24 protein-coding genes are annotated in these 26,040 nt (G+C 55.6%); 14 read left to right on the forward strand and 10 right to left on the reverse strand.

Going from position 1 to position 26,040, the window contains the following annotated elements; genetic code table 11:
- Window positions 1–87 precede the first annotated feature (87 nt).
- Both rsgA and INT32_RS12105 read right to left on the reverse strand, forming a co-directional pair.
- Window positions 88–978: a ribosome small subunit-dependent GTPase A gene (gene rsgA, locus INT32_RS12100; RefSeq protein WP_193088989.1), complete on the reverse strand. Its 891-nt coding sequence runs from the start codon at window positions 976–978 to the stop codon at window positions 88–90.
- Complete coding sequence (locus INT32_RS12105) at window positions 975–2,246, reverse strand: M48 family metallopeptidase (protein WP_193088990.1); 1,272 nt, start codon at window positions 2,244–2,246, stop codon at window positions 975–977. Before INT32_RS12105 ends, rsgA begins: the two co-directional genes overlap by 4 nt.
- 53 nt (window positions 2,247–2,299) lie before the next feature.
- On the opposite strand from INT32_RS12105, the gene orn reads away from it, so the two are divergent.
- From orn to aceA, 8 genes are all read left to right on the forward strand, one after another.
- Entirely contained in the window at window positions 2,300–2,845 is a 546-nt protein-coding gene (gene orn / locus INT32_RS12110) for an oligoribonuclease (RefSeq protein ID WP_193088991.1), read from the forward strand.
- A gap of 20 nt (window positions 2,846–2,865) precedes the next feature.
- Window positions 2,866–3,291, forward strand: a complete 426-nt coding sequence (gene acpS / locus INT32_RS12115) for a holo-ACP synthase (RefSeq protein ID WP_193088992.1) — start codon at window positions 2,866–2,868, stop codon at window positions 3,289–3,291.
- 106 nt (window positions 3,292–3,397) lie between these two features.
- Window positions 3,398–4,426: a beta-N-acetylhexosaminidase gene (gene nagZ / locus INT32_RS12120; RefSeq protein WP_193089083.1), complete on the forward strand. Its 1,029-nt coding sequence runs from the start codon at window positions 3,398–3,400 to the stop codon at window positions 4,424–4,426.
- A complete protein-coding gene (gene uvrC, locus INT32_RS12125) occupies window positions 4,389–6,218 on the forward strand; it encodes an excinuclease ABC subunit UvrC (RefSeq protein WP_193088993.1) in 1,830 nt (609 codons plus the stop codon). Before nagZ ends, uvrC begins: the two co-directional genes overlap by 38 nt.
- 51 nt (window positions 6,219–6,269) lie before the next feature.
- Window positions 6,270–6,842, forward strand: a complete 573-nt coding sequence (gene pgsA / locus INT32_RS12130) for a CDP-diacylglycerol--glycerol-3-phosphate 3-phosphatidyltransferase (protein ID WP_193088994.1) — start codon at window positions 6,270–6,272, stop codon at window positions 6,840–6,842.
- A gap of 43 nt (window positions 6,843–6,885) precedes the next feature.
- Window positions 6,886–8,217 (forward strand): MFS transporter, encoded by a 1,332-nt coding sequence (locus INT32_RS12135; RefSeq protein ID WP_193088995.1) that lies wholly within the window; start codon window positions 6,886–6,888, stop codon window positions 8,215–8,217.
- Window positions 8,218–8,449: 232 nt separating this feature from the next.
- Window positions 8,450–8,599 carry a hypothetical protein gene (locus INT32_RS12140; RefSeq protein WP_193089093.1) on the forward strand — a complete coding sequence of 50 codons (150 nt, stop codon included), beginning with the start codon at window positions 8,450–8,452 and terminating at the stop codon, window positions 8,597–8,599.
- Window positions 8,600–9,163: 564 nt separating this feature from the next.
- Entirely contained in the window at window positions 9,164–10,465 is a 1,302-nt protein-coding gene (gene aceA / locus INT32_RS12145; RefSeq protein ID WP_193088996.1) for an isocitrate lyase, read from the forward strand.
- Between the two features lie 259 nt (window positions 10,466–10,724).
- Here aceA and mltB read toward each other — a convergent pair whose 3' ends face one another.
- The gene (gene mltB, locus INT32_RS12150) at window positions 10,725–11,849 is read right to left on the reverse strand and encodes a lytic murein transglycosylase B (RefSeq protein WP_226816949.1); all 1,125 of its coding nucleotides are present in this window, start codon (window positions 11,847–11,849) and stop codon (window positions 10,725–10,727) included.
- A gap of 196 nt (window positions 11,850–12,045) precedes the next feature.
- Here mltB and INT32_RS12155 point away from each other — a divergent pair, with 196 nt between their 5' ends.
- From INT32_RS12155 to INT32_RS12165, 3 genes are all read left to right on the forward strand, one after another.
- On the forward strand, window positions 12,046–12,972 hold the full coding sequence (locus INT32_RS12155; protein ID WP_193088997.1) for a histone deacetylase family protein: 927 nt from the start codon (window positions 12,046–12,048) through the stop codon (window positions 12,970–12,972).
- Between the two features lie 220 nt (window positions 12,973–13,192).
- Window positions 13,193–13,942, forward strand: coding sequence for an electron transfer flavoprotein subunit beta/FixA family protein (locus INT32_RS12160; RefSeq protein ID WP_193088998.1), 750 nt, complete (start codon window positions 13,193–13,195; stop codon window positions 13,940–13,942).
- A 1-nt stretch (window position 13,943) separates the two neighbouring features.
- Window positions 13,944–14,873: an electron transfer flavoprotein subunit alpha/FixB family protein gene (locus INT32_RS12165; RefSeq protein WP_193088999.1), complete on the forward strand. Its 930-nt coding sequence runs from the start codon at window positions 13,944–13,946 to the stop codon at window positions 14,871–14,873.
- Window positions 14,874–14,909: 36 nt separating this feature from the next.
- On the opposite strand, the gene INT32_RS12170 is transcribed toward INT32_RS12165, so the two are convergent.
- From INT32_RS12170 to INT32_RS12185, 4 genes are all read right to left on the reverse strand, one after another.
- Complete coding sequence (locus INT32_RS12170) at window positions 14,910–15,101, reverse strand: hypothetical protein (RefSeq protein WP_193089000.1); 192 nt, start codon at window positions 15,099–15,101, stop codon at window positions 14,910–14,912.
- Between the two features lie 130 nt (window positions 15,102–15,231).
- Window positions 15,232–16,215 (reverse strand): tripartite tricarboxylate transporter substrate binding protein, encoded by a 984-nt coding sequence (locus INT32_RS12175; RefSeq protein ID WP_193089001.1) that lies wholly within the window; start codon window positions 16,213–16,215, stop codon window positions 15,232–15,234.
- A gap of 148 nt (window positions 16,216–16,363) precedes the next feature.
- Complete coding sequence (locus INT32_RS12180) at window positions 16,364–17,947, reverse strand: sulfatase (RefSeq protein WP_193089002.1); 1,584 nt, start codon at window positions 17,945–17,947, stop codon at window positions 16,364–16,366.
- 13 nt (window positions 17,948–17,960) lie between these two features.
- On the reverse strand, window positions 17,961–18,944 hold the full coding sequence (locus tag INT32_RS12185) for a tripartite tricarboxylate transporter substrate binding protein (RefSeq protein WP_193089003.1): 984 nt from the start codon (window positions 18,942–18,944) through the stop codon (window positions 17,961–17,963).
- Window positions 18,945–19,048: 104 nt separating this feature from the next.
- Between INT32_RS12185 and INT32_RS12190 the strand changes: the two genes are divergently transcribed.
- Window positions 19,049–20,014, forward strand: coding sequence for a LysR family transcriptional regulator (locus tag INT32_RS12190; protein ID WP_193089004.1), 966 nt, complete (start codon window positions 19,049–19,051; stop codon window positions 20,012–20,014).
- Between the two features lie 56 nt (window positions 20,015–20,070).
- Here the strand turns inward: INT32_RS12190 and INT32_RS12195 are convergent, their stop codons facing one another.
- The 3 genes from INT32_RS12195 to INT32_RS12205 all read right to left on the reverse strand — a co-directional run bounded on the left by INT32_RS12195 (window position 20,071) and on the right by INT32_RS12205 (window position 22,832).
- Complete coding sequence (locus INT32_RS12195) at window positions 20,071–20,802, reverse strand: M48 family metalloprotease (protein WP_193089005.1); 732 nt, start codon at window positions 20,800–20,802, stop codon at window positions 20,071–20,073.
- Window positions 20,803–21,042: 240 nt separating this feature from the next.
- A complete protein-coding gene (locus INT32_RS12200) occupies window positions 21,043–21,858 on the reverse strand; it encodes a BPSS1780 family membrane protein (protein ID WP_193089006.1) in 816 nt (271 codons plus the stop codon).
- Between the two features lie 5 nt (window positions 21,859–21,863).
- Window positions 21,864–22,832, reverse strand: coding sequence for a homoserine kinase (locus tag INT32_RS12205; protein ID WP_193089007.1), 969 nt, complete (start codon window positions 22,830–22,832; stop codon window positions 21,864–21,866).
- Window positions 22,833–23,012: 180 nt separating this feature from the next.
- Here INT32_RS12205 and INT32_RS12210 point away from each other — a divergent pair, with 180 nt between their 5' ends.
- Together INT32_RS12210 and dusA are read left to right on the forward strand one after the other, a co-directional pair.
- A complete protein-coding gene (locus tag INT32_RS12210) occupies window positions 23,013–24,797 on the forward strand; it encodes a ClcB-like voltage-gated chloride channel protein (RefSeq protein WP_193089008.1) in 1,785 nt (594 codons plus the stop codon).
- Between the two features lie 2 nt (window positions 24,798–24,799).
- A complete protein-coding gene (gene dusA, locus INT32_RS12215; RefSeq protein WP_193089009.1) occupies window positions 24,800–25,894 on the forward strand; it encodes a tRNA dihydrouridine(20/20a) synthase DusA in 1,095 nt (364 codons plus the stop codon).
- Window positions 25,895–26,040: the final 146 nt, after the last annotated feature.

A 26,040-nucleotide genomic window follows, 5' to 3' on the forward strand; every position in this document is an offset into this window, starting at 1 on the left:
GTAAAGCCGTTCGGGGCCAGCACCCCGTTGTCTCAAGACCTGCAGATGCCGCTCTCCATGCCCAAACCAAGAGGTGGCGAGACATTCTCAATATTTCTGCGGTGCGGTCGACTCGGCTAAGATACGCAGGTAGAGTTCGTGCCGTTTGACGCTGATTAAACCCTGCTCTTTGGCAGCCAGCACACCGCAGCCGGGTTCGTGCCGATGCGTGCAATTGTAGAAACGGCAATTTTGACTGTACGGGGCAAACTCGGGAAAGCCTTGCTCAACTTCTGTCTGGCCCAGGTGTTTGAGGCCAAATGCCTGGAAACCGGGTGAATCGATCAGGTCTCCCCCGGCGCCAGGCAGGTGGTACAGGCGCGACGAGGTGGTCGTGTGTTTACCTGTACCCAGCGCAATGGAATGCGCTTGCGTGTCGGCGCGGGCTTCAGGAACCAGGATATTCAGAATGCTGGATTTTCCCATACCGCTCTGACCAAGCAGAAGGTTGGTTTTGTCTGCCAATAGCGGCAAAAGGCTGTCACGCAACGTCTGTGGCTCCAGGGTGCTGGTTTCAATAATACGCACGCCCAATGCGTTCATATCCGAGAGCAGGGCGCGTGCTCGCGGCAGGCTCCCGGTCAGATCGCATTTGTTCAGAATGATGACGGGCGTGATGTCGGCGCTGAACGCACCAGCCAGTGCACGCCCGGTCAAGTCCTCGGAAAACAAAGGCTCGACTGCGACCACAATCAGCAACTGATCGACATTGGCGGCAAATTGCTTGGCTCGCATCTCATCTGAGCGGTACAGTAGATTGCGCCGGTCGTGCACCCGTTCAATCCGCCCCTCGTCCTGTCCCTGGGGTTCGATGTCTACATAGTCGCCGACACAAATGCCGGTTTTCTTGCCGCGCGTATAGCATTGACGCAGCTGCCCGTCGTCCAGCTCCACCTGATAGTGACGGCCGTGAGCGGCTATAACGCGCCCGACCATCATCCGTTTGTCGCCTGCAACTCTTGAAGCCGGCGAATGCGCAACGAGGCCGGAGGGTGGCTGTCGTAAAACGCCGAGTGCACAGGGTCTGGCGTCAGGGTCGAAGCATTGTCATTGTAGAGCTTGACCAGCGCAGAAATCAGCGCCTCGGAGCTGGCCTGAGTGTGTGCGTAATGGTCGGCTTCGAACTCGTCCTTGCGGGAAAAGAAGCTGAATATCGGGGCAAAGAAGAATGTAAAGACAGGCATCGCCATAAAGAACAGAAGCAGCGCCATGGCGTCATTGGAGCCATTGATGACAGGGGAAACGCCCAGCCCCTGATAGAACCAGATCTGGTTTTTCAGAAAGCCCAGCACGGCAAAAAACACCAGCGCCAGCAAAAAGCTGAAAATCATGCGTTTTTGCACATGCTTATGGCTGAAATGGCCCAGCTCATGGGCCAGCACGGCTTCGATTTCGTCAGGGTTCAGTTTGCCCAGCAGGGTATCGAAAAAAACAATCCGGCGTGATTTGCCAAACCCGGTGAAATAGGCATTGCCATGGGCCGAGCGCTTGGAGCCGTCCATGACGAACAGTCCCTTGAGGGCAAAGTGGCAGCGCTGTGCCAGATTGTTGATGCGATCAGCCAGTTCGGGGTTGTCCAGCGGCGTAAATTTATTGAAAAGCGGAGCAATCAAGGTCGGAAATACAAACAGAATGAATGCGTTGAACGCCACCCAGACCATCCATGCCCATAGCCACCACAGGGGACCGGAGGCCGCCATCAGCCAAAGCGTGACCGCAGCCAGCGGCAAGCCCAGCACCACGCTGACCATCATGCCCTTGATCGTGTCGCTCACAAACAGGCCCAGTGTCATTCGGTTGAAGCCGAATTTCTGTTCCAGTTTGAATTGCTTCCACAAGCTAAAGGGCAGCTGCAGCGCGCCGGAAATCAACAGAACCGAACCCAGCAGCAGAATCTGGCGCCAGAAATCATTGGGAATAATGTTGATCAGAAACGCATTGATCATCTGCAGGCCGCCAAGCAGGGTAAAGCCGATGAGCACCATTGCATCAAAGACTCGCCGGGTCACGGACAGCTTCATGCGCTCGACCGTGTAGTCGGCGGCGCGCTGGTGACTTTGCAGCCCGATTTTTTCGGCAAATTCGTCGGGCACCTTGGCGCGATGGCGCGTAACATGGCGTGCCTGACGACTTGCCAGCCACAAATGGGTGATCGTCTCTAAAAGAAGGAAAAGGACAAATAAAAGCGTAAACGGGGTTGGGGACATTTCTGTTGTGTGCTCTGTGCGAAAATAATGTTTCTGAACAATAAGGATCGAAAATGGCGGTAAATGATCTGCGACTGGTATGGCTGGACATGGAAATGAGCGGCCTGGATCCCGAAAAAGAACGTATTCTGGAAGTGGCTGTTGTCGTCACCGAACCTGATCTCACGCTGGTAGCGGAGGGTCCGGTTCTGGTTATCCACCAATCCGATGAGATTCTGGCGGGAATGGATAAATGGAATACATCCACCCATGGCCGCAGCGGCCTGACCGAAAAAGTACGCACCTCCATACTCACTGAAGAACAGGCCGAAGACATCCTGCTCGAATTTCTTGCGCCGCTGGTGCCCAAAGGCGCGTCACCGCTTTGCGGCAATACGATCAGCCAGGACCGGCGTTTCATGTACAAGTACATGCCGCGCTTCGAAAGCTACTTTCATTACCGCAATCTGGATGTAAGTACGCTCAAGGAACTGTCCCGTCGTTGGAAACCAGAGGTCTACAAAGGATTCGACAAGAAGAGCCGGCACGAGGCACTGGCCGATATTTACGAATCCATTGATGAACTCAAGCACTACCGAGAACATTTTATCAAGCTTTAGCACTTCACGGTGAAATGCCCATGACTAACGAAGTCACACTGCCTGCAGCGATTGCCGGTATTGGTACGGACCTGATCCATATCCATCGGATCCGCCAGGCATACGAGCGTTTTGGCGATCGTTTTGTCTTGCGGATTCTGGGCCCGCAGGAGCGGGAGAAGTTTCTGCGCAGACAGGCGCGTGACCCCGAGCGCGGGATGCGTTTTCTGGCTACCCGCTTTGCGGCCAAAGAGGCTTTTTCCAAGGCGATCGGGCTGGGCATGCGAACGCCCATGACGTGGTCGCGCATGCAAACGCTCAATGCGCCCAGCGGACAGCCGCTGGTGGTGCTGGCTTCGCCCTTGAAAGAGTGGTACGAATCCCGCTTCGGGCTGGCCCATATTTCCCTGACCGATGAATCCGATCTGGCCATGGCTTTTGCCATGGTGGAGCGTAAACCGATTTAATCATCCTGTTGCCCAACACCCAAAAGGAGTCCAGGTGTCTGCTTCCCAATCCCGTCCTGCTCGCCGATCTGTCCAGTCGGGCGTCGCCGCAACCGCCGGCCGGCAAATGCCCGGCCCGGTGATGCTTGATGTTGCCGGCCACCACCTGACCAGTCAGGAGCGGGATCGCCTGGCGCACCCGCTGACCGGTGCAGTTATCCTGTTTGCCCGCAATTACGATAATCCCCGGCAACTGGCCGAGCTGACCGCGCAAATTCACGAAGCCCGAGATGAACCGCTGCTGATTTCCGTCGATCATGAAGGCGGACGGGTACAGCGGTTTCGCGACAAAGGTTTTACGCATCTGCCGTCCATGCAGGACCTGGGCCGTTATTGGGAGCGCAACGCGCTGCAGGCCATGCGTGCCGCGACTGAGATCGGTTATGTCCTGGCCGCAGAATTGCGCGCCTGCGGCGTGGATTTTAGCTTTACACCGGTTCTGGATCTGGACTATGGCGTCAGCAAGGTTGTTGGCAGCCGGGCCTTTCATCGTGATCCGCGGGTCGTTGCGATGCTGGCGCGTGCCCTGATTCAGGGCTTGAGTTTGGCCGGCATGCGTTCCTGCGGCAAGCATTTTCCCGGCCATGGTTTTGTCGATGCCGATTCTCATGTGGCCATCCCGGTAGATGAACGGGGTCTGGAGCAGATCATGGCAGACGATGCCATGCCCTATGATTGGCTGGGCGCACCGGTGCTGTCGGCCGTGATGCCGGCACATGTCATCTATCCCAAGGTGGATGCCTCGCCCGCCGGTTTTTCCAAAGTATGGGTGCAGCAGATCCTGCGGCAGCGCTTGAAGTACGATGGCGTGGTTTTTTCGGACGATCTGACCATGGAAGGGGCATCGGTTGCCGGCGATATCACGGCCCGCGCCGAGGCGGCACTGTCTGCCGGATGTGATATGGTATTGGTCTGCAACCGTCCCGATCTGGCCGATACCTTGCTGGCTTGCCTGAAAGCAGCGCCATCGGCCTCATCGGTTTCCCGAATCCGTGCCCTGAAGCCGGCTGTGCCGTTCATGGACTGGAATACCTTGCAATCAGACTCACGATATCAGTATGCCCGAGACTTTCGATCTCAAATCCTTTCTGAGTGACCTGCCGCATCTGCCTGGCGTCTACCGCCATCTGGATGCGGAAGGCACGGTATTGTATGTCGGCAAGGCCAGGGATCTGAAAAAACGCGTTTCTTCCTACTTTCAGAAAACCCCGGACAGTCCGCGCATTGCACTGATGGTTGCACGGGTCTGGCGCGTGGAAGTCACGGTGACGCGTTCGGAGGCCGAGGCGCTGATCCTTGAAAATAACCTGATCAAAAGCCTGAGGCCGCGTTACAACATCCTGTTTCGTGACGATAAGTCGTACCCGTACCTGATGATCAGCGCGCATGACTATCCGCGGATTGCGTACTATCGCGGCATTACCAGTCGCAAGGGGCGTTTTTTCGGACCTTATCCGAATTCCTGGGCCGTACGCGAAACCATACAGATTTTGCAGAAGGTGTTTCGCCTGCGCACCTGTGAGGACACCGTATTTGCCAATCGTTCCCGGCCCTGTCTGCAGTATCAGATCGGGCGGTGTACGGCGCCTTGCGTTAACTTTATTAACGAAGACGACTATCAGCGCGATGTGCAGCAGGCCGTGCGTTTTCTGGATGGCGAGGCCGACGACGTGGTTAATGATCTGCAGGCACGCATGCAGCAGGCTTCCGATCAATTGCGTTTTGAGCAGGCTGCGGCGCTGCGGGATCAGATGCATGCACTGGCAACTGTGCTGCATCAGCAATCGATGGAAGAGATGGACAAGACCGATGTCGATATCATTGCCGTGGCGCAGGCGGCCGACAAGGCATGTGTCAATCTGGCTATGGTGCGCGGTGGCCGGCATCTTGGCGATCGCTCGTTTTTTCCAACGCAGGCCGATGGTGAAAGTCGCTCCGATGTGATGACGGCCTTCATTGCGCAGCATTATCTGGAGAACCCATTGCCGCCGGTGTTGGTATGCTCCGAGGCACTGGCAGATGAAAATCTGCTGGCGCTGCTCAACGAACAGCAACCATCGCGAATCAAAACCCGTTTGCAGACGCGTCCTCAGGGAGTACGCCGGACCTGGCTGGATCAGGCCTTGCGCAATGCCGAGTTTTCCCTGGCGCGTACGCTGTCCGAATCTGCCTCGCGGGCTGCGCGCACACGTGCGCTGGCAGAGCTGCTGCAACTGGATACCGATGACGAATCGCTCGATGCGCTGCGCATCGAATGCTTCGACATCAGTCACACCGCTGGCGAGGCGACCCAGGCATCCTGTGTGGTGTACCACCATCATGATATGCAGCCTTCATTGTATCGCCGTTATAACATCGCCGGTATCACCGAGGGAGATGATTACGCGGCAATGCGCCAGGTGCTGATCCGCCGCTTTTCCAAGGTGGCAGACGGCGAGGCGCCGCTACCGGAAGTGGTGCTGATTGACGGTGGCAAGGGGCAAGTGGAAATCGCCCGTCAGGTGTTTGTGGAATTCGGTCTGGACACCCGTGTGATTGTCGGGGTGGCCAAGGGAGAAGGGCGCAAGGTCGGCCTGGAAACCCTGGTGTTTACGGACGAACGGGAATCGGTGGCGCTTGGGCTGGGATCGGCTGCGCTCATGCTGGTGGCCCAGGTGCGTGATGAAGCCCATCGGTTCGCCATCACCGGCATGCGGGCGCGCCGCGCCAAGGCCAGAAATGTGTCGCGATTGGAGGAGATCGAAGGCGTTGGCGCCAAACGCAGACAGAAACTGCTGGCGCGTTTCGGGGGATTTTCCGGCGTGGCAGCGGCAAGCATTGATGATTTGCGCTCGGTAGAAGGTATTTCCAGGGAACTTGCTGAACGCATCTATGAATCTTTGCGTTAGTGGTAGGATTACACATAATGCCTCCGCCGTATTTTGTGTTATTAAAGCCCTATGCCACTGAACATACCTATTATCCTGACCTGGATGCGGATCGCCATGATTCCGCTGGTCATTGCGCTTTACTATCTGCCGCTGCACTGGATTGACGTTCCTTTGCGTGACACCATCGGTGCGCTGGCCTTTATTTTTGCGGCGCTGACAGACTGGTTCGATGGCTGGCTAGCAAGGCGCTGGAATCAGACTTCATCGTTTGGCGCCTTTCTGGATCCGGTCGCAGACAAGCTTATGGTGTGCGCGGCCCTGTTGATCCTGCTGGACCTGAGCCGGCTTGATTCCTTTATTGCACTTATCATTATCGGACGTGAAATAACCATTTCGGCGCTGCGCGAATGGATGGCAACCATCGGTGCGCGCAATAGCGTGGCGGTGCATTGGCTGGGTAAATTCAAGACCGCTGCGCAAATGACCGCCATTCCCTGCCTGTTGTTTTATCAGGATTGGCATTCTATTCCGTTTGCGCCCATCGGAACGGTCCTGGTCTACATTGCTGCCGTTCTGACGATCTGGTCCATGTTCTACTACATGAAAAAAGCCTGGCCCATCATCAAGCAGCAGCAAAACTAACGCGTTTTTTCTGCCATATTAATCCGGCTATCACAGGTATCGTATGACTTCGCAAGTTCTGACCTCTTCGATCAGGGCTCCCAATGCAGATGGGGATCCACGAGACTGGAAGGTGATTGCGCTGATCGGGCTGCTGCATGGCGGCTCGCATTTTTATCAACTGGTGTTGCCGTCACTTTACCTGTCGCTCAATCGCGATTTTGGCTACAGTTTTGCTGAGCTGGGATTTCTGGCCACGGTATTCTTTGTGGTCTCGGGTGTCGGACAAGCGTCATCGGGCTTTGTCGTGGATCATCTGGGCGCGCGTCCCGTATTGCGTTTCGGCTTGGCCTGTATGGTCGTCTCAGCGTTGCTGATTGCGGTCGCTGACGCCTATTGGGTTTTTATCATTGCTGCCTTTATCGGCGGCGCCGGTAACTCGGTCTTTCACCCGGTCGATTTTTCCATTATCAACCAGAATGTGAGCCAGCGGCGTCTGGGCCATGCTTTCAGTATTCATGGCGTATCGGGCAACCTGGGCTGGGCACTGGCGCCGATCTTCATTACCTTTTTTATTGTCCAGACCGGTTCGTGGCGCTTTGCTGCTGCGGCCGCCGCCGTCGTGCTTTTAACCCTGTTTCTGACAACCTTTCTCGGAGCGTCGCTGCTGGCCACGCCGGCGGCGCAGACCGATACAAAGGGCGATGCAAAGAGCGACAAGCAGGACGATAAGCCGGTCCAGGAACGCCCCCGGGCGGCTGAGCCCGGCTTTGCGGCCAAGTTACGCCTGCTGTTGAAGAATCCGGCGCTGTGGGGTGCATTTCTGTTCTTTGCATTTACCTCGGGTTCGATGTCATCGGTACAGAACTTTACGATTCCCATTCTTGGATCGCTGTATGGCATTGGCAAGGAATGGGCCAGTTCCGCACTTTCCATGTACATGGTTTCAGCGGGCGTGGGTCTGCTTATTGGCGGCTTTCTGGCAGGCAGCACAGACAGGACCGAACGTATTGTGGCCGGCTCGCTGGCGACCTCGGGGCTTGTTTTTATTCTGCTGGCCATGGGGATGCTCCCTTCGGGGCTGGCGGTGGCCGGGCTGTGCATGGCCGGTTTCCTGAGCGGCATGGCCGGACCGTCCCGCGATATGCTGGTGCGACGCGTTACGCCCAAGGGTGCCCTTGGCTCAGTTTACGGTCTGGTCTATTCCGGCATGGATGTGGGGTCTGCGTTGGGACCCGTCGTATATGGTTTTATGCTGGATCACCAAACGTATCATGGTCCCTGGCTGGTGTCTGGCCTGGCGCTATTTGGCGCCGTGCTGGCGGCGTTCTGGGTTGCCTATTGCGCTCGCAGGCAGCAGGAAGTCCGCTCTGTTGCTCAGGGCAGTGCCGCCTGATCGGCTGAATCGCCTGGCGCCCAGATGCGCCTTTGCGGCAATGATGCGGGCTTCAAACCGGCTTTTGCGCCGGCTCCATGGGCAAAGATGCAATTGACCTGCGGCATTCTGGCGTATACTGGTCTGATCACCCTTGGACATATCGTCAAGGCGACGATATATTTATACCGGTAATCACGTGTTTCGTGCGAAGCGCCAAAATGCGCATCGTCAAATTTTCAGGGAGGCTCCCATGATGACAAACGTCAAACCAAGCGTTAAACGACTCGCTGGATACGGCCTGGCCCTGGCGGTGCTCCTGTTTGTGTTTTCCCTGTACATCAATCCGGACCTGTACGTGTCAGTCTCCACTCTTTTCTGGTCCTGCTTCGGGGCGCTTTAATAAACATCTGCTCGCCATGGGTCGTACGCGGCCGAATGTGAACGCAATACCGTGTTCCCGGTGCGCTGTTCCTTTCTGGCGCTTGCCTGAGGCGCAATTGCCAATAAACCGTAGACACCGTCGCATGCATATACTCGCGTACTTATGCCTGCGTACTTATTCACTCGTATCTCGCTTATGTTGGCTACTAATAGCCATGAGATCATCATGGTTTTGGGCTCAGCGCCGCTGCGCAGGTAGATGCGCCGGTCTGGATTGAGCCGACAGATTTTTGCAGAGAATGACCACCAAGGCGCTGCGGGGTAGTGCATGATGACGAACGAAATAGCAGTAAATTTCACATTATGATATTGCTATTTCATAACATGAATTTTGCATGCTGCAGTCGCAAATTTAATATTTCATTATCGCAAATTTGATTTCACAATATAAAATCAAAATACTAACCAACTGATTTATATAAATATAATAATTAGTCTTATATAAGATATAAGTGTATATTGCACTGCGGTCTTCAGATAGAATTTTCTCCATGGAATCTTTTTTTATATACAGGAGTTAATCATGTCAAAACGCGAAACCGCCATCCGTAATCTGCAAAAAGAATGGGCAGAAAATCCACGCTGGCAGGGCATCAAACGGGGCTATGGCGCCGAGGAAGTCATCAAGCTGCGTGGATCCCGGCAGAATGAGTACACGTTGGCCCGTACTGGTTCGGAAAAACTGTGGAACCTGCTCAACAATGAGCCTTTCATCAATACACTGGGCGCGCTTACCGGCAACCAGGCAATGCAACAGATCAAGGCCGGCCTCAAAGCGATCTATCTGTCAGGATGGCAGGTCGCCGGCGATGCCAATATTGCAGGTGAAATGTATCCGGACCAGTCGCTCTATCCTGCAAACTCGGTTCCTTCGGTCGTGCGCCGTATCAACAATTCGCTGACACGTTGTGACCAGATTCAGTGGATGGAAGGCAAGGAAGAGGGCGATGCTGGCTATGTCGACTACTTTGCGCCGATCATTGCCGATGCAGAAGCCGGATTCGGCGGCGTACTGAATGCTTTCGAGCTGATGAAGTCCATGATCGATGCGGGTGCTTCAGGCGTTCACTTCGAGGACCAGCTGGCTTCGGTAAAAAAATGCGGCCACATGGGCGGCAAGGTGTTGGTGCCAACGCGTGAGGCTGTCGCCAAGCTGGTATCTGCCCGCCTGGCAGCCGACGTCATGGGCGTACCCACCGTGCTGCTGGCGCGTACCGATGCGGATGCCGCTGACCTGATTACCAGCGACGTCGATGAGAACGATCAGCCGTTCCTGACCGGCGAGCGCACACCCGAAGGCTTTTTCCGCACCAATCCCGGTATGGATCAGGCTATTTCGCGCGGGCTGGCATATGCACCGTATGCCGATCTGCTGTGGTGCGAGACGTCGACGCCGAATCTGGATGATGCGAAAAAATTTGCTGAAGCGATTCACAAACAATTCCCGGGAAAACTGCTGGCCTATAACTGCTCGCCATCATTTAACTGGAAAAAGAACCTGGACGACGTCACCATTGCCAAATTCCAGCGCGAACTGGGTGCCATGGGTTACAAATTCCAGTTCATTACCCTGGCGGGCTTTCATGCGCTGAACTATGGCATGTTTGAACTGGCTCATGGATATGCACGCAATCAGATGAGTGCATTTGTCGAGTTGCAGCAGAAAGAGTTTGCTGCGGCCGAGCTGGGCTTTACTGCTGTCAAACATCAGCGCGAGGTGGGTACAGGCTATTTCGACGCCGTCACCCAGACAATCGAAGGGGGACGCTCTTCGACAACAGCGCTGACCGGTTCTACTGAAGAGGCTCAGTTCTCTCACGGTTGATAGTGCCGCTGGCCCGGTGCGGTGTCTGGATTGACCGGATCGGGCGAAAAGCTTTGACTATAGACTAATAAGACTAATAAAGAGGGTCACCGGATTGAGTATGCCGGTGGCCCTCTTTGTTGGGCGCATTCCATCATTGATCACAGGGTTAAATAACCAATCATTACGCTTGTGTTAACCGGCAAGCGCCTGAGCCAGGACCTGCGGCAACCGACAAATGGTCGCAAAGCGTACCGCCCTTGTCCGGGCAGATGCATCATCAATACGGCATGGTGACCTGATGACCGCTGCTGCGCTGCCGGCTGGCCAGGCCATAAGCCAGCTCTGCCACCGAGGCGGCATAAAAATAGCTGCGATTGTATTTGGTGATGGCGAAAAAGTTGCGTGTGGCCGTGCGATATTCATGGCGGCCGCGAACTTCGTCGCGCAGATCAATGACACCGATCTCCTTGCCGTTCTGCCAGTTGCCGCCTGTGCTGCCGGCGCGCAGTGTCGCGCCGCGATTTTGCAACTGGCTCCAGCTCATGGATGGCTCCAGCCCGCCGTCAACCAGCGATGCCGCCCCGGCTGGTAATGTGACCGGCGCGAAAACGGGCGTATCGGCACGCCAGCCATGTTTGGCAAGATAGTTGGCCACGGACAGAATGGCGTCCTGCGTACTGTAGCGCAGGTCAATGTGCCCGTCATTATCGCCGTCGACCGCATAGTGCTCGATACTGACCGGCATAAATTGCGGCAGGCCGATGGCGCCGGCAAATGATCCGGTCGCGCTGTTGGCGTCCACTTTGTCCCGATAGTCCAGATCCAGCAGGGCAGCCAACTGGTTGCGGAACATCTGGCCTTTTTCCGGACGGTTCGGTTCCGGATGGTTAAAGCCTAGCGTGTACAGGGTATCCAGAACGCGGAACGATCCGGTTTGTTCGCCATACACCGTTTCCACGCCGATGATGGAGGCAATGATTGCTGCGGGCACGCCGTACGTTCTCTCGGCCCGGTTCAGCGTCTGCCGGTTGGCGTTCCAGAACGCGGTCCCCTTGCGCAGACGAATCGGCTCGACGAAACGGCTGCGGTAGCTTTGCCAGGCGCGTGTGACGCGTCCGCCTGAACCCTTGGGCGTCATCAGGCGAATGACCCGATCATCCACGGTCGCCGTGGCAAGCAGCTGTTCGATATGCGAGCGTGGTATGCCATGCCGCTCTGATACCTGGGCCACAAAGGTGTTCCGGTCCGCGCTCAGTTTTCTGTTTTCTGCCGCCCAGCCGGCGGGTCCGCTGGTGCCCGCTGAGGATGCCGAGCCGTTACTACTGCCCGATTGGCTGGTGGAGGAGCAGGCTGCAAGGGACAGCAGCAATACAGGAACAAGCAGTGCAAATGATCGTTTCAAGAGGAACCCCGTGAAGTTGTATTGAGATATGGCAGTTAGCAGCATCATGCCACAAGTTGCCGCAAAAACAGAGAGATTGAGTATGGGCCGCAGGATTGCCGCGCGTCTCGTTGCGCCGCAAAATATGGTAGATTGTATGCAGATAAAATAAGATCAATCAATAGTAAATCAGTAATTTGAAAGCAGGACGAATATTGTGGAGACACTATTCATAACGCATTCTTCGTGCCACAGACACGAAATGCATCCCTGGCATCCCGAGTCGCCAGCGCGGCTCGACGCCATTAATGATCGGCTTGTCGCCAGCGGTCTGGCCGATTTTCTGAATCATGTGCCGGCGCGCGAAGCACAGGAAGCCGATCTGCTACGTGTTCATACCGAGGAACATGTGCGGTTTCTGCGCGAGCATGCACCGCAGCGAGGGTATTTCAACGTCGACACCGAAGAAACCTGCATGAACCCCCATACATGGCAGGCGGCATTACATGCGGCAGGCGCCGGGCTGCAGGCCATTGACCAGATCATGGCTGGTCACGCACGCAATGCTTTTTGCGCCGTCCGCCCGCCAGGGCATCATGCCGAGCCGGCGCGGGCCAGCGGGTTCTGCTTTCTGAATAATGTGGCGATCGGCGTGCGCTATGCGCAGCAACAATATGGTCTCAAGCGCATCGCCATTGTCGATTTCGACGTTCATCATGGCAATGGCACCGAATCGGCCTTTGCCAATGATGAGTCGGTCATGATGTGCAGTTTCTTTCAGTACCCCCTGTTTCCGAACAGCGGCGTGGATCATCCGGCTGCCAATATGCACAACAGTCCCGTGGCGGCCTATACCAAAGCCGAAAAGATCCGTGAGCTGGTTGCGAGTCTTTGGCTGCCGGCCCTGGAGGCATTCAGGCCCGAGCTGATTTTTATTTCGGCCGGCTTTGACGCCCATCGCGAAGACGATATGGGGCAGCTTGACCTGGTGGAAAAGGATTACGTCTGGCTCACTAGCCAGGTAAAGGCGATAGCCGATAAACACAGTAATGGACGCATCGTCAGCATGCTCGAGGGTGGTTACGCGCTATCGGCGCTGGGGCGAAGTGTAGAGGCCCATATCCGGACGCTGGCCGGTCTGTGAGCTGCCGGTTGATGCTTTTTTTGCGATAAAAACCGGTTATTGATCCGAAAACCCGCTCTGTATTGCCAATATGGGGTGGTTTGTTGCGCTGTGCAAAACAGGAAACGCAAAATTCACGCGATTGAATGAATTAGTCAAATTGCTCGTAGCAAGCATGTAAAATAATCGGGTTCAGTAATAAGTCCGGGGCGAGTGCCCCGTAAATCAAGGAGATTGTTGGATGAAGGTATTGGTGCCTGTTAAGCGTGTTGTTGACTACAACGTCAAAGTGCGCGTGAAGTCAGATCAGTCTGGCGTTGATATTGCAAACGTGAAAATGTCAATGAATCCGTTTGATGAAATCGCTGTTGAAGAAGCAACACGGCTCAAGGAAGCAGGTACGGCCACAGAAGTCATTGCGGTCTCTTGCGGTGTGGCGCAGTGCCAGGAAACCCTGCGCACAGCCATGGCCATTGGTGCTGATCGCGCTGCGCTGGTTCAGACCGATGTCGAATTGCAGCCTCTGGCCGTGGCCAAGCTGCTCAAGGCAGTTGCCGAGAAAGAGCAGGTTAATCTGGTCATTCTGGGCAAGCAGGCCATTGACGACGACGCCAACCAGACCGGGCAGATGCTGGCTGCGCTGCTGGGTTGGCCGCAAGCCACGTTCGCCAGTAAGGTCGTAATCGAAGGCGAGAACGCCAAAGTGACGCGTGAAGTAGATGGCGGTCTTGAAACCATTTCGGTGAAACTGCCCGCTATCATCACAACCGATCTTCGTCTGAACGAACCGCGCTACGTTACGCTGCCAAACATCATGAAAGCGAAGAAAAAGCAGCTGGATACGCTGACACCGGAAGAGCTGGGTGTCGATGTGACGCCACGGATCAAAACACTGAAAGTGAGCGAGCCACCTTCACGCAAGGCGGGTATCAAAGTGGATGATGTGGCAGCGCTGGTAGACAAACTCAAGAATGAAGCGAAGGTGATTTAATATGACAACTCTAGTTATTGCAGAACATGATAACAAGCAGTTAAAACCGGCAACATTGAATGCGGTAGCAGCTGCGCAGAAAATCGGTGGCGATATTCATATTCTGGTTGCCGGCAGCGGCGCACAGGATGTCGCGGCCCAGGCGGCCAAGGTTGCCGGTGTTGCCAGCGTGCTGCTGGCCGATGCCGACCATCTGAAGGATTCCCTGGCTGAAAACATGGCCGAGCAGGTCTTGGCGGTTGCCGGCGATTACAGCCATATTGTTTTTCCTGCGACGGCATCCGGTAAAAATGTGGCGCCGCGCGTTGCCGCGAAACTGGATGTAGCACAGATCTCTGATATTACTGCGGTCGATTCGCCAGACACATTCGAGCGACCCATTTATGCGGGGAATGCTGTTGCCATCGTCCAGTCTTCCGACGAGAAAAAAGTCATCACCGTGCGTGTCACCTCTTTTGATGGTGTTGCAGCCGAAGGCGGCAGTGCCGAAGTCAAAACCCTGCAGGCAGTTGCCGATTCTGGTCTGTCTTCATTCGTGGGCCGTGAAGTGGCCAAGAATGATCGTCCTGAACTGACGGCTGCAACGGTTGTTGTGTCTGGCGGTCGCGGTATGGGCAGTGCAGAAAACTTCAAGCTGCTCGAACCGCTGGCCGATAAGCTTGGCGCCGCATTGGGTGCTTCGCGAGCTGCGGTTGACGCCGGCTTCGCGCCGAACGATTGGCAAGTCGGTCAAACCGGTAAAATCGTTGCGCCGCAGTTGTACGTGGCCATCGGTATTTCAGGTGCCATCCAGCATCTGGCCGGCATGAAAGATTCCAAAGTCATTGTGGCTGTTAATAAAGATCCGGAAGCGCCGATTTTTGGCGTTGCCGACTACGGCCTGGTTGCTGACCTGTTCACTGCCGTACCAGAGCTGGAAAAAGCAATCTGATCCAGTCCTGTTGCGATACGTGCGGGCAGATGCAATTTATTGATCTGCCTGCAGGGTGCAGCAGGAAACACGTTTGGCATAAATTTCACCCGTGATGCCGGCCTCTATCAGGTCGATACCACGGGTGAAATGCATTTCGCTGTAGTAATCTGAAGCGCCGCAATTTGACGACCAGCAGTCTGAAAAGTCGCAGTCCGAAGTGGTGTGGTCCGAATTGTTGACAGTCATGTCGCTGATGCTCGCATCAAGCCGCTACCCACATCTAACCGATATTCACCCCAAACTGACACCCACATCAATACGGCGCCAACGTGCATGGCACAACGCACCAGTTGTCCGGGCAGGACACCCCTGCGGCTTATTCGACCTTGATATTGGCTTTCCTGATGGTATCGTGGATGCGGCTGCCGTATTTCGCCATCCATTGCTCCGCTTCTTGCATTGAGCCGTTTACCCTGTGAACATTCAAGTTGTCAAATTGGGTTTTGATCTGCGCCGATTGCATCGCTTGTGCGACTGCGGCGTTCCACTTTTCGGTAATCGTTTTGTCCAATCCTTTTGGCGCCATCAGCAAGAAGGAAAACTGCATGTCAAAATCTTTCAGGGCTTCAATACCGCTTTCCGATAGGGTGGGTGTGTCCGGTAGCGCAGGTTCCCTTGATTGTCCCGCAACGGCCAGTGGGATCAGTTTTCCCGCCTTGATATGCTGCAAGGTGGAGCCACCCAGGGCCAGAAAACCTGTATCCACCTGTTTGCCAAGCAGGGCGTTCAATGCCGGCGCATTGCCTTTGAACGGAATGTTCGTCATGTTAATGCCCAGCGCCAGTCGCAGGCTTTCCATGGCCAGGTGCCCTGGTGTGCCGGCACCGGCCGATGAATAGTTCAGCGCTTTGGCTTTGGATGCCGCAATCAAGGAGGATAGATCCTTGATTTCCGATGTTTTTGGAACCAGCAGGACCTGCTCGAATGTGCCCAGCAGACTGATTACATCCAGCGTGGTCTCCGGATTGAAGCGTTTCTGGCCAAATATTAGCGGATTGACGGTGACCAGGGAATCGATGGTTGCAAGAAATGTATAACCATCCGGTTTCTGGCGGGCTGCATTTTCTGCACCGATCAGTCCGGAGGCACCGGGCTTGTTCTCAATCACTATCGGTTGGTCGAACTGGGTGGAAAGATTTGCGCTCACGGCGCGGGTAGCCAGATCAAGCGCACCGCCCGGAGGATAGTTCACAATGATGGTGATCGGCTTGTCTGGGTAGGCTGCCTGCGCCGTGCCGGCAAAGGCAATCGCCAGGCCGGCGGCCAGTGCGCGTTTAGCAATGGAAATTACAATTGACATGGTCGTCTCCTGTTCCAGGTAAGATGGTATCGCTCTTGGTTGCTATGCGCATCGTCCTGGAATCGATTTGGCCATACAGCCATAGGAGGGCCATACAGCGAGAGTTGGCCGACGCCACCGCGTCGGCATGGTTGGTCAGTGATCTGAATCAGGCCAATGCGCTTGGATAAGGGCTTGTCTCAACCAGTTCCAGATTGGTGTAAGCCAGTTTTTCCATCATCATGGCCCGAATGTTCGACGCAGCAGGCGTATCCCAAAGGTTAACCATCTCGTCGGGGTCGTTCTGCAGATCATAGAGTTCGCCCCAGGAGGCCGCGTCGTAAATGGTCATGCGATAGCGTTGCGTCAATAGTGTTCGGCAGCGCACGCGCGTGTCAATACTCAGAATGACACGCTGACCTTCCTCTTCGATCAGTAGCGAATCGCGCAGGTCTTTGCTGCTGCCGTCCATCAACTGTTGCATGTCCTGGCCCTGAATGCCATTGAACACAGGCGCACGGGCTCGCGTCAGGATGGTCGGTGCAATATCGATGGTGCTGGTAAGTGCGCTGGACGTTTTGTCGGCGGCGGCAGACATGTGGGGGTCGAACCAGATGAAGGGAACGCGGGTTAGGCCGCGGTAATGAATCGGGCCCTTCAGCATAAGCTGGTGATCACCCAGAAAGTCTCCGTGATCGCTGGTGAAAATGACAATTGTATTGTCCTGCAGTCCGAGGCGTTCCAGTTCGGCCATTACCCGACCGATTTGCGCATCGATATTGCTGATGGAACCATAGTTCAACGCCAACGCTTCCTTTGCTTCGCGCTCGTCGCAGGCAAATACGGCAGTGCCTTTTTTTGTCGCCGCACCGGAATCACGACGTTGATAAAGCCATTGGACATGTTGCGGCGGTTCATGATCGCTGTAGAACGAAGCGGGCAGGGTCATGTCCTCGGGTTTATACATATCCCAATATTTACCGGGCGGAGTAAAGGGATGATGCGGATCCGGAAATGACACTTGAAGAAAAAAAGGCTGTTCGCTGCCGGCGTAGTCGTTGAGCAGGTCAATGCTGCGGTCGGCGATATAGGCCGAAGGATACTGCTCTTCGGTCAGACGAGTACGCCATGCCTGACCGATTTGCGTTAATTTGTAGTCCGGGGCGGGTATGGCATTGTCGGGCCCGATCAGTGACTCTGCGCCGGGCACTTCACGACGCAGCCAGTAGCGGTAGTGTCCATGTACGATGTCGGCATGATCATCCACCAGATAGACTTGCTCGAACCCATAATACGGATAATCAAGATCGTAATGATCGCTGTCGAGCCACCTGCCGCGCTTTTCCTGCTCATAGTTGCCATCATCAGCTTCAAAGGCTTCGTCACACAGCCGGTCTGCCGGATCCTGTGGCCAGAGTGGTGCCAATGCAGTCATATTCTGCAAATGTATTTTTCCTACCTGTGCGGTGTGATAACCGGAAAGACGCAGCGCTTCCACGAAGGTGCGCGCTTTGAGCGATAGCGGTATGCCGTTGTGGCGTGCTCCATGCACCGACGGATAACGACCGGTCATCATGCTGGCGCGGTTCGGCATACAGATGGGGGTGGCCACATGCATATTGTCGAGCCGGAAACCTTTTTTTGAAATGGCATCGATGTTTGGCGTCTGCACCACGCGATTGCCATAGCAGCCCAGATGATCGGCCCGCAGCTGGTCTGTAATGAACATAAGAAAGTTGACTGGTCTGGTCATAGCTGGTCTTGCCTTATTGTTTGGCCGGTTTGTTTGATGAAGCAGCCTTTTGCCAATGCTGCACGTTGGCGCTGACTTTATCGGCAAACGCATGGCGGCTGGAGATATTGGGAACCATTCCCAGTGGCGTGAGTTCTTTGGCAAAGGCGCTGGATTTGATTGCTTTTTCGAATGCCGCATGTAGGCTGTCGGCCAGATCGGGGGCAAGACCGGCCGGTGCGAAAAGTCCAATCCATGACTGCACCGAGGTATCTTTCTGAATATCAGAAAAATATTGCATCTGGGCCACTTCAGCTACCCCACTGAACATATCGTCTCTGGGGTTGGCGATACCCAGGATTTTGATTCGTTTGTCAGAGAGAAACGGTTTGGCCGGCACCACGCCCGCCATCACAAGTGGAATATTTCCGGCGACGGTGTCTATCATGGCGGGGCCGGCGCCCTTATAGGCGATATGTGTGATATTGAGCCCCAATTTTTGCGCAAACTTTTCCATCGCCAGTGCGTGCACGCTGCCGACGCCGGGCGATCCAAAACTGTATTTACCAGGTGACCGACCGATAAGGTCGACGGCCTCGGTCAGCGTATTGGCTGGAAAGTCCTTATTGGCAGCCAGAATGACAATATTCTCGGCAACATCGGTGACCGCTGTAAAGTCCTTGATGGGATCATATTTCAAATCTGGTATGACAACGCTGTTGATACCATGAGTATTGGAGGTGCCCATTAGCAGCGTGCGTCCGTCCGGCTTGCTGCGCATCGCCTGCTGGGCTGCAATCGAGCCGCCGGCGCCAGGCTTGTTTTCGACGACAAGATTGATGCCTTCGTCGGCGGCCAGCTGCTTGGCCAGAATCCGGGTCAGCGCATCAACGGCGCCACCGGGCGCGTAGGGAACAATAACGGTAATCTGTTGTGGTAATGCAGTGGCTGCCATGGCTGCCGGGGCGATACAGCAAGCCAGCAGCGACGTCAGAACGCGCTTGAGGAAAGGACGCATGAAATTGTCTCCTGATATGATTATGCGCTCAAGTGTTCCACAGTTACCTTTACTCTGTAAAATTCATTTATCGACTCACCGTATAACCAATTTGGCATAACCCCATGTTTCACCTGAAAAAACGCCAGGCTGATCTGCTTGTTGCATTGGCCGAGACGCAGAATCTGCACAAGGCGTCGGTGCAGTTGCACATGACCCAGCCGGCAGCGTCCAAGGTTTTGTCCCAGCTCGAGCAGGAGGTGGGTTGTGCACTGTTTGAACGAAGTGCAATGGGAACAGTGCCAACCGCCTACGGTGGTCTGATGATCGAATATGCCCGTCAGGTCCTGCACGCGACGCGGCGTATACAGTCCGAACTCAGTCAGGTCCAGTATCAGGGGCAGCGCACGCTTGCCATTGGTGCACTACCGTCGGCCACATTGTCGGTCGTACCGGATTTGCTCAGCGCATTGCTTGCGCAGGTGCCGGATTTGCAGGTGAGCATTGAAGATGGCATTATTGAGCCCATGCTGGAAAAACTTAGTGTCGGCCGTCTTGATATAGTAATAGGACGCCGAACGGAACTGATCGATCTGAGTGGTTTTGATCGGATCATTCTGGATTACGAACCTATGGTTCTGGTTTGCGGATTGCAACATCCCCTGGCGCAGACGCTCAAACTGGACGCAGCACAGCTGCACGACTGTACCTGGATTTTTCCGCAAGCGGGCACCTATGCGAATGCAAAGCTGATCGAACTGTGCGACTCGTTCGGACTGGCGAGCCCGACCATTGCCATCCGCTCCAGCACGACAATGACAAACGTAATCATGCTGGGGCGCGAAAATCTGGTGGCAGCCATGCCGCAGGGGATTGCCCGATATTTTGAACGGCAGAGCATGTTACGCATTTTGCCACTGGAAAAAACAGTCAATTTTGGGGAAGTGCTGCTATTTACCAACAAGCGGTTGGTGTATTCACCCAACGCCGCGCTCATTGCTCAGGCATGCGCGCTGATGCAGCAAAAAACGGCATTCAAGCGCGTATCGTCAGCAGGGGATGCATCACAGAGACCGGACCCGGAGGGTTGAACCTGCAGGACTGAACGGGAAGGAACTGCTGAACCGGCCCCGCCCGCTGGCGCAGATTACATTGCTTCGATGCGATCGGCCCGGCTGCCCGAATCGGGGTGGCTGGAAAATACGCTGGCGCTGCCTTGGGACAGGGATTCGAGCTTGCGCAGGGCGGACACCGCAGCTGATTTGTCATGCCCCTGTTCCTTGAGCACTTTCAGGCCGAAAGCATCTGCGGCGTATTCATGCGATTGGGAATACTGGGCATTGACCAGACCGTTGGCAAGAGCGCCCAGCTGGCTACCCGAAAGCGTGGACAGAATGGGTACGCCGCTGGCCGCGCCCGCCTGCTGCGCAGCCAGGGTGAGCATGCTTGACCGTGCCTGGGCCTTGGAGTGCCCTTCGATGACGTGCCCGACCTCATGACCCAGAACAAACAGCAGTTCGTTGTCGGTCATCTTGTCCATCAGGCCGGCGTAGACGCGGATACTGCCATTGGGCAGCGCAAAGGCATTGACTTCGGGATTGAGATAGGCCTTGAACTGCAACGGCGTGCCCTGATAGCTGGTCAGATTACGCGTCACTCTGGCAAGCCGGGTGGCATATTTGCTGTTTGCAGAGGCAATCCTGTTCTGCGAATCGAGTTGTTGCTGGGAACTGACAGCCAGTTCCTGAATTTGTTCGTCGGAAACCGTGGCCGCTTGAAACAGGGAGGAAGCGGCGCCGACCATGCCAGCCACATCCATATTCTGGCAGGCAGTCAGGGAACTTACGGCAAGTGCGGCAAGAGCGATGGGTCTGAACATGTATTTTCCTTTAATAAAGCCTTGCCGACAGTGGCAGCCCGCAGCGCCCCGGGGGCGCAGGCAAGGCGGTCATGCGATACAGGACGGGTGTCTGAATGACAGCAAGCCCACTGAGAGCGACGTGAAATTCCTGCTGATTATATTTATTTTGTCGTCTTTTGACCATTGGGGACAGTAATAGGTGCAACAATCAGGTCCGTCAAGAGCATGCCTGCCGCATTGGCATGCCCGTCGGACCTGTTACATCACCGTGGGTCTTTCCGTGCCGAAAATGGCGGCGTAACTGGAATAGAACCCGCAGTAAATGGTCGCAACCATGATCATTAGCACCACTTGCATTACAAATGCAATCAGCAGGGCGGGCAGCCCCAGCAATACCAACAGGGGTATGACGATAAATTGCAGCAAGACAAATAACAGGAACCAGCTTAGAAAATACATCAGAAACGCCGATTTGTTGCGCCAGGACGCGACAAAAGAATAGAAAATGGCCTTGCCGATAGTGAGATCTTCCCAGCCGATCAGTTGAGGCACGTGCCAGAACATGAGGGTCACGACAAACAGCAAGATCGCCCAGCCCAACAGCAAGACGAGCGAACTGCCGTCTGGCAGGGTGTCGGCGGTAGCTTGGGCGCTGTCCTGGACGCCATAGACGATGCTGCTGATCTGGGCGATGGTCTGCTCATCCAGCAATGGGTATAGCAGCACGACGCTAAGCAGCAGCAAGAGGGCGGCGTAAATGAAACCGGAAAATGCCAGGCGGGAAATGACCTTGGTTTTTTGCAGGCTGGCTACCCAGCTTTTGGGATCAAGATGATTGAATCCTGTCGGCTTGCTCTGGATGTCTCGGCAGGCACTGACGACAATCAGGCTGGCGATGGGCATGGTAATAATGAACAGCCCAACACCGAGTACCGGGATTTGCATCAGGATCTGGCTGATCATATTGATGACAAACAGCAGCGCGAGCAATGCAAAAGGTTGCTTGCGAAAGATCTGGAAGGCATCTTTTAGCCATTGCCAGCCGGATGAGGCGGGAAGTTTTGCAGCAATCATGGTGGTCACGGTAGTGGCGGAGGCGGTTGTTGAACACGGAGCGTCAGGATACGCTCAAAATGCGTCGGATCGTGCGGCTTGAGTGTCTGGGCAGGGCGCGGACGGAAATAATCATTCAGGCGAGATGTCCAAAAACGCAGGGCAGCGGCGCGCAGGGCAACCGGCCACATTGCCTTTTCGGTTTCCGTGAACGGGCGTTCTTGCGAGTAGGCATCAAGCCAGGCCTGAACCAGCCAGGGGGTCAGTGCGCCGGTGCTGCGTTCAATGCACCAGTCGTTTACCGCGATCGCGACATCGAACAGCCAGGCATCGTGTCCGGCAAAATAAAAATCGATGATGCCGCCCATTCGCGGATCATCATATGTGCCATCGAACAGTACGTTATCGCGGAACAGATCACAATGGCAGGCACCGGCCGGCATACGCTTCCAATCGTTTCCCGACTGGACCTGGCGCTGCTCATCCAGGCACGAGACAAACAGCGCGTTTTGGGATTCAGTCAGAAACGGCCGGATGGCCGGATAGGTTTCTTCCCACCAGGGCAGGCCACGCAGATTGGGCTGGTACAGGGTGAAATCTTTGGCGGCCAGATGCGCCTGTGCCTGCGTACGGGCGGCGATAATACAGTGCTGTACGCCAGGGTCGGATTCGTACCCGCCGGGCAGGCGATCAACGATCGCTGCCGGTTTACCCTTCAGGGTGCCGATGCGCTTTCCATCGCGCTGGGTCTGGGGCATGGGCACCTTAACGTTTTTGCTGGCGAGCGTATGCATCAGTTCGATGTAGAAATTCAACTGCTCATGATTGAGCACCTCGAACACCGTCAGTACATATTCTCCCTGGGTCGTGTTCAGAAAGAAGTTGGTGTTTTCAATACCAGCGGTAATGCCGCGAAGGGAGACGAATTCTCCAAGCGCATAGTAACCCAGAAATTCAGTGGCTTCCTGGTTGGTGATGGGGGTAAAGACGGCCATGAGAAAATACGCTACACAAAATCATTGAATGCCGATCATTTTAGTGCAGGTTGAGCACGATAAGCGCGTGGGGCGGTCCGTGTGCAAAAGAATCACAATCGAGTTTTGCTACAATGGAGCACTTTTTGCAGTTTGCCGGGATCTCTCTCGCGCCGCCCGTTATTTCTCCGAGACTAATAAATGGCCATGTTTTCTCCTTTTGAGGCACGCAACAAACTGACTCAGTTTGCCTGGCTTACAAACCGTCCGGCGTTCTTTGTCTGGGCCATTGTGGTGGGCGTGGCTGCCGCCGGCATGACCATCCTGTTTCACATGGCCATACACTGGGGGCAATTGCTGACTGGTTCGGTGCCGGGCGAGATCGAGACCGTGGTCAGTCGCTGGAGCAATACCGAGCGTATCCTGTTTCCTGTCGGGGGCGGACTGATTGCGGGCACTTTACTGTGGCTGTCGTCAAAAGTGCGCAAGGATATGAACGCAGACTACATGGAGGCGGTGGCCCTGTCAGATGGGCGGCTTTCCCTGCGGCAGGGTGCGCTGCGAGTGTTATCGTCATTGTCTACCGTGGTCAGCGGCGGCTCCATCGGCCGCGAAGGGGCCATGGTGCACCTGGGCGCCATGGTCGCATCGGCCATCGGCCGCTTTCTGGCCTTCAATGCCAATGATATCCGACTGCTGGTCGCTTGCGGGGCCGCGGCAGGCGTGTCGGCCGCCTACAATGCGCCGCTTGCCGCGGCGTTATTTGTAGCAGAAATCGTATTGGGAACCCTGTCGATCACGACGCTGGGCCCGCTCATTATCTCGGCAGGGGTTGCCAATATTACCATGCAACTGACCGGATATTATCGCGTCACTTATGATGTGAATCCCATGTCGCTGTCGATCGATGCGAGCCTGCTGCTGCTGTGTGCACTGGCGATTGTTGCGGGATTGCTGGCGCCGCTTTTCCTGCGTTTTCTGGACGCTGTCCGCCAGCTGTTTCGTAAAACCAGATTGCCGCTGCCATTCAGTCTGGCGCTGGGCGGAGCGCTGCTGGGCGGCATTCTGATCCTGCAGCCTGCTGCGTCGGGCAACGGCTACGGGCCGATTGAAGATATGCTGACGCTGTCCTGGACCATGCCGGCGGTATTGCTGATGCTGGCCTACAAGGTGCTGGCCACGGGCGCGACAGTGGGCTCGGGCGCGACCGGCGGCGTATTTACTCCGATGCTGATGGTGGGAGCCAGCGTGGGTATGCTGTTTTACCAGGTCATTTCATTCGTGATGCCTGAGCAGGCGGCCCAGCCGGCACTATATATATTGATTGGCATGGGCGCATTTCTGGCAGCCGGCACGCACGCGCCCCTGATGGCGATCCTGATGATATTTGAAATGACTCATCGGATTGATCTGGTGCTGCCGCTCATGTTCGCCTGCGTCATTGCAAATGTGGTCAGCAGTCTGTTTGGCACCCCAGCCATGTATGGCGTGACTCTGTCGCGGGAGCAGGCAGCACGGCTCAGGCGGCAGATAAGCAGCATGACGCTCAAAGGGCTGGTGACCGACGCACAAACGGTGCTGCGCCAGGATCAGACGCTGGAGCAGGCAGTGGCCATGTTTCAGGATCATCCCGTGCGGCATATTTATGTGGTGGATGAGAATGATCACTACCTGGGCTTGCTGTCCAATCAGGAGGTGACGCGCTGGCTGCTGTCGCAGTCGCCCATGACCACGCCCCTATCAGAACTCATGGTGCAGCCTCATTTCATTCCGGTTCTGCATCCCGATATGACGCTGGGCGAGGGGCTGGAACTGTTTCTGACTTTTACGGGCGAACGTTTGCCGATGCTGTTGTCAAAAGATGAACCGATACTACTGGGGGTGGTGCGCAAATCCGCAATTCTCGAGCAACTGGAGGAGCAGCGCGCACTTGGTGAGCGGCATCAGCCACCTCACATCGATTTTCGCATTTCCGGCGACAAATGATAATGACACATTCAGAGAAGACAGAGCGGGTCGCAGCAGCGGACCTGGATACCCGCAGCGGCAGCACCGATGCCCGTGCCGTTGCCGGGAGGGACCCGGCAGGCGGCACTGTGTTTGACTATACGGATGGAGCGGGTCTGCGTCCCTGGCGGTTCAGTGTGGCGCCGATGATTGACGTCACAGACAGGCATTGCCGCTATTTTCACCGTCTGCTGGCGCCCAATGCGTTGCTATATACCGAGATGATCACCACCGGCGCCCTGGTGTTCGGCGATGTACCAAGACATTTGCATTTCAGCGCTCAGGAACATCCGGTTGCTTTGCAACTGGGCGGCAGCGAGCCGGCGGCGCTGGCCCATTGCGCCCGGCTCGGGCAAAGTTGGGGGTATGATGAAATCAACCTCAACTGCGGCTGCCCTTCAGAGCGGGTGCAAAAGGGAGCGTTCGGCGCCTGCCTGATGGCCGAGCCGGCCCTGGTGGCCGATTGCGTCAAGGCGATGCAGGACGTGGTCAGCCTGCCCGTGACAGTCAAGCATCGGCTCGGACTGGACTACGATCAATCCTATGATTTCGTGCGTGATTTTGTCGGGCAACTGTATGAGGTCGGGTGCCGGGTATTTATCGCGCATGCGCGCAATGCGGTGCTCAAGGGGCTGTCTCCTAAAGACAATCGCCAGATTCCGCCACTGCGCTACGACGTTGTGACCTGGCTCAAGCGGGATTTTCCGGATGCGCTGTTTGTGCTCAACGGCGGCCTGAACACGCCTGACCTGATCAGTTCGGCGGTCGACGCATTCGACGGTGCGATGGTCGGGCGAGCAGCCTGGCACGAACCCTATTTGCTGCGTGACATCAGTCGACAGTTGTGGCCTGACACGCTGGTTGCCGATGACGCCACGATTGTGCAGCAAATGGCCAGCTATGCCCAATCTGAGGTGGCGCAGGGTGTTCCGCTGCGCGTCATTGTCAAGCCCATGCTTGGCCTGTTCAACGGACGCAAAGGCGCGCGCCAATGGCGACGCCATCTGTCCGACCCGGTGCAACTGGCAACACAGAACCCGGACGTCTTGCATCAGGCCTTTGCTTTTATTGACTAGCGGCACAGCAATCGCCCAATGGCCGGGCAAGAAGGGGGGCATGAAGAGGGAGTATGCCGTGCCTGAAAAATATGCACATCAATTGCGTATAATCAACATCGTTACATTTTTTTATAACAGATAAAATAGCTATATTAATCAATGCA

The sequence above is a fragment of the Advenella sp. FME57 genome, assembly GCF_014897675.1.
Lineage (GTDB): Bacteria > Pseudomonadota > Gammaproteobacteria > Burkholderiales > Burkholderiaceae_B > Advenella.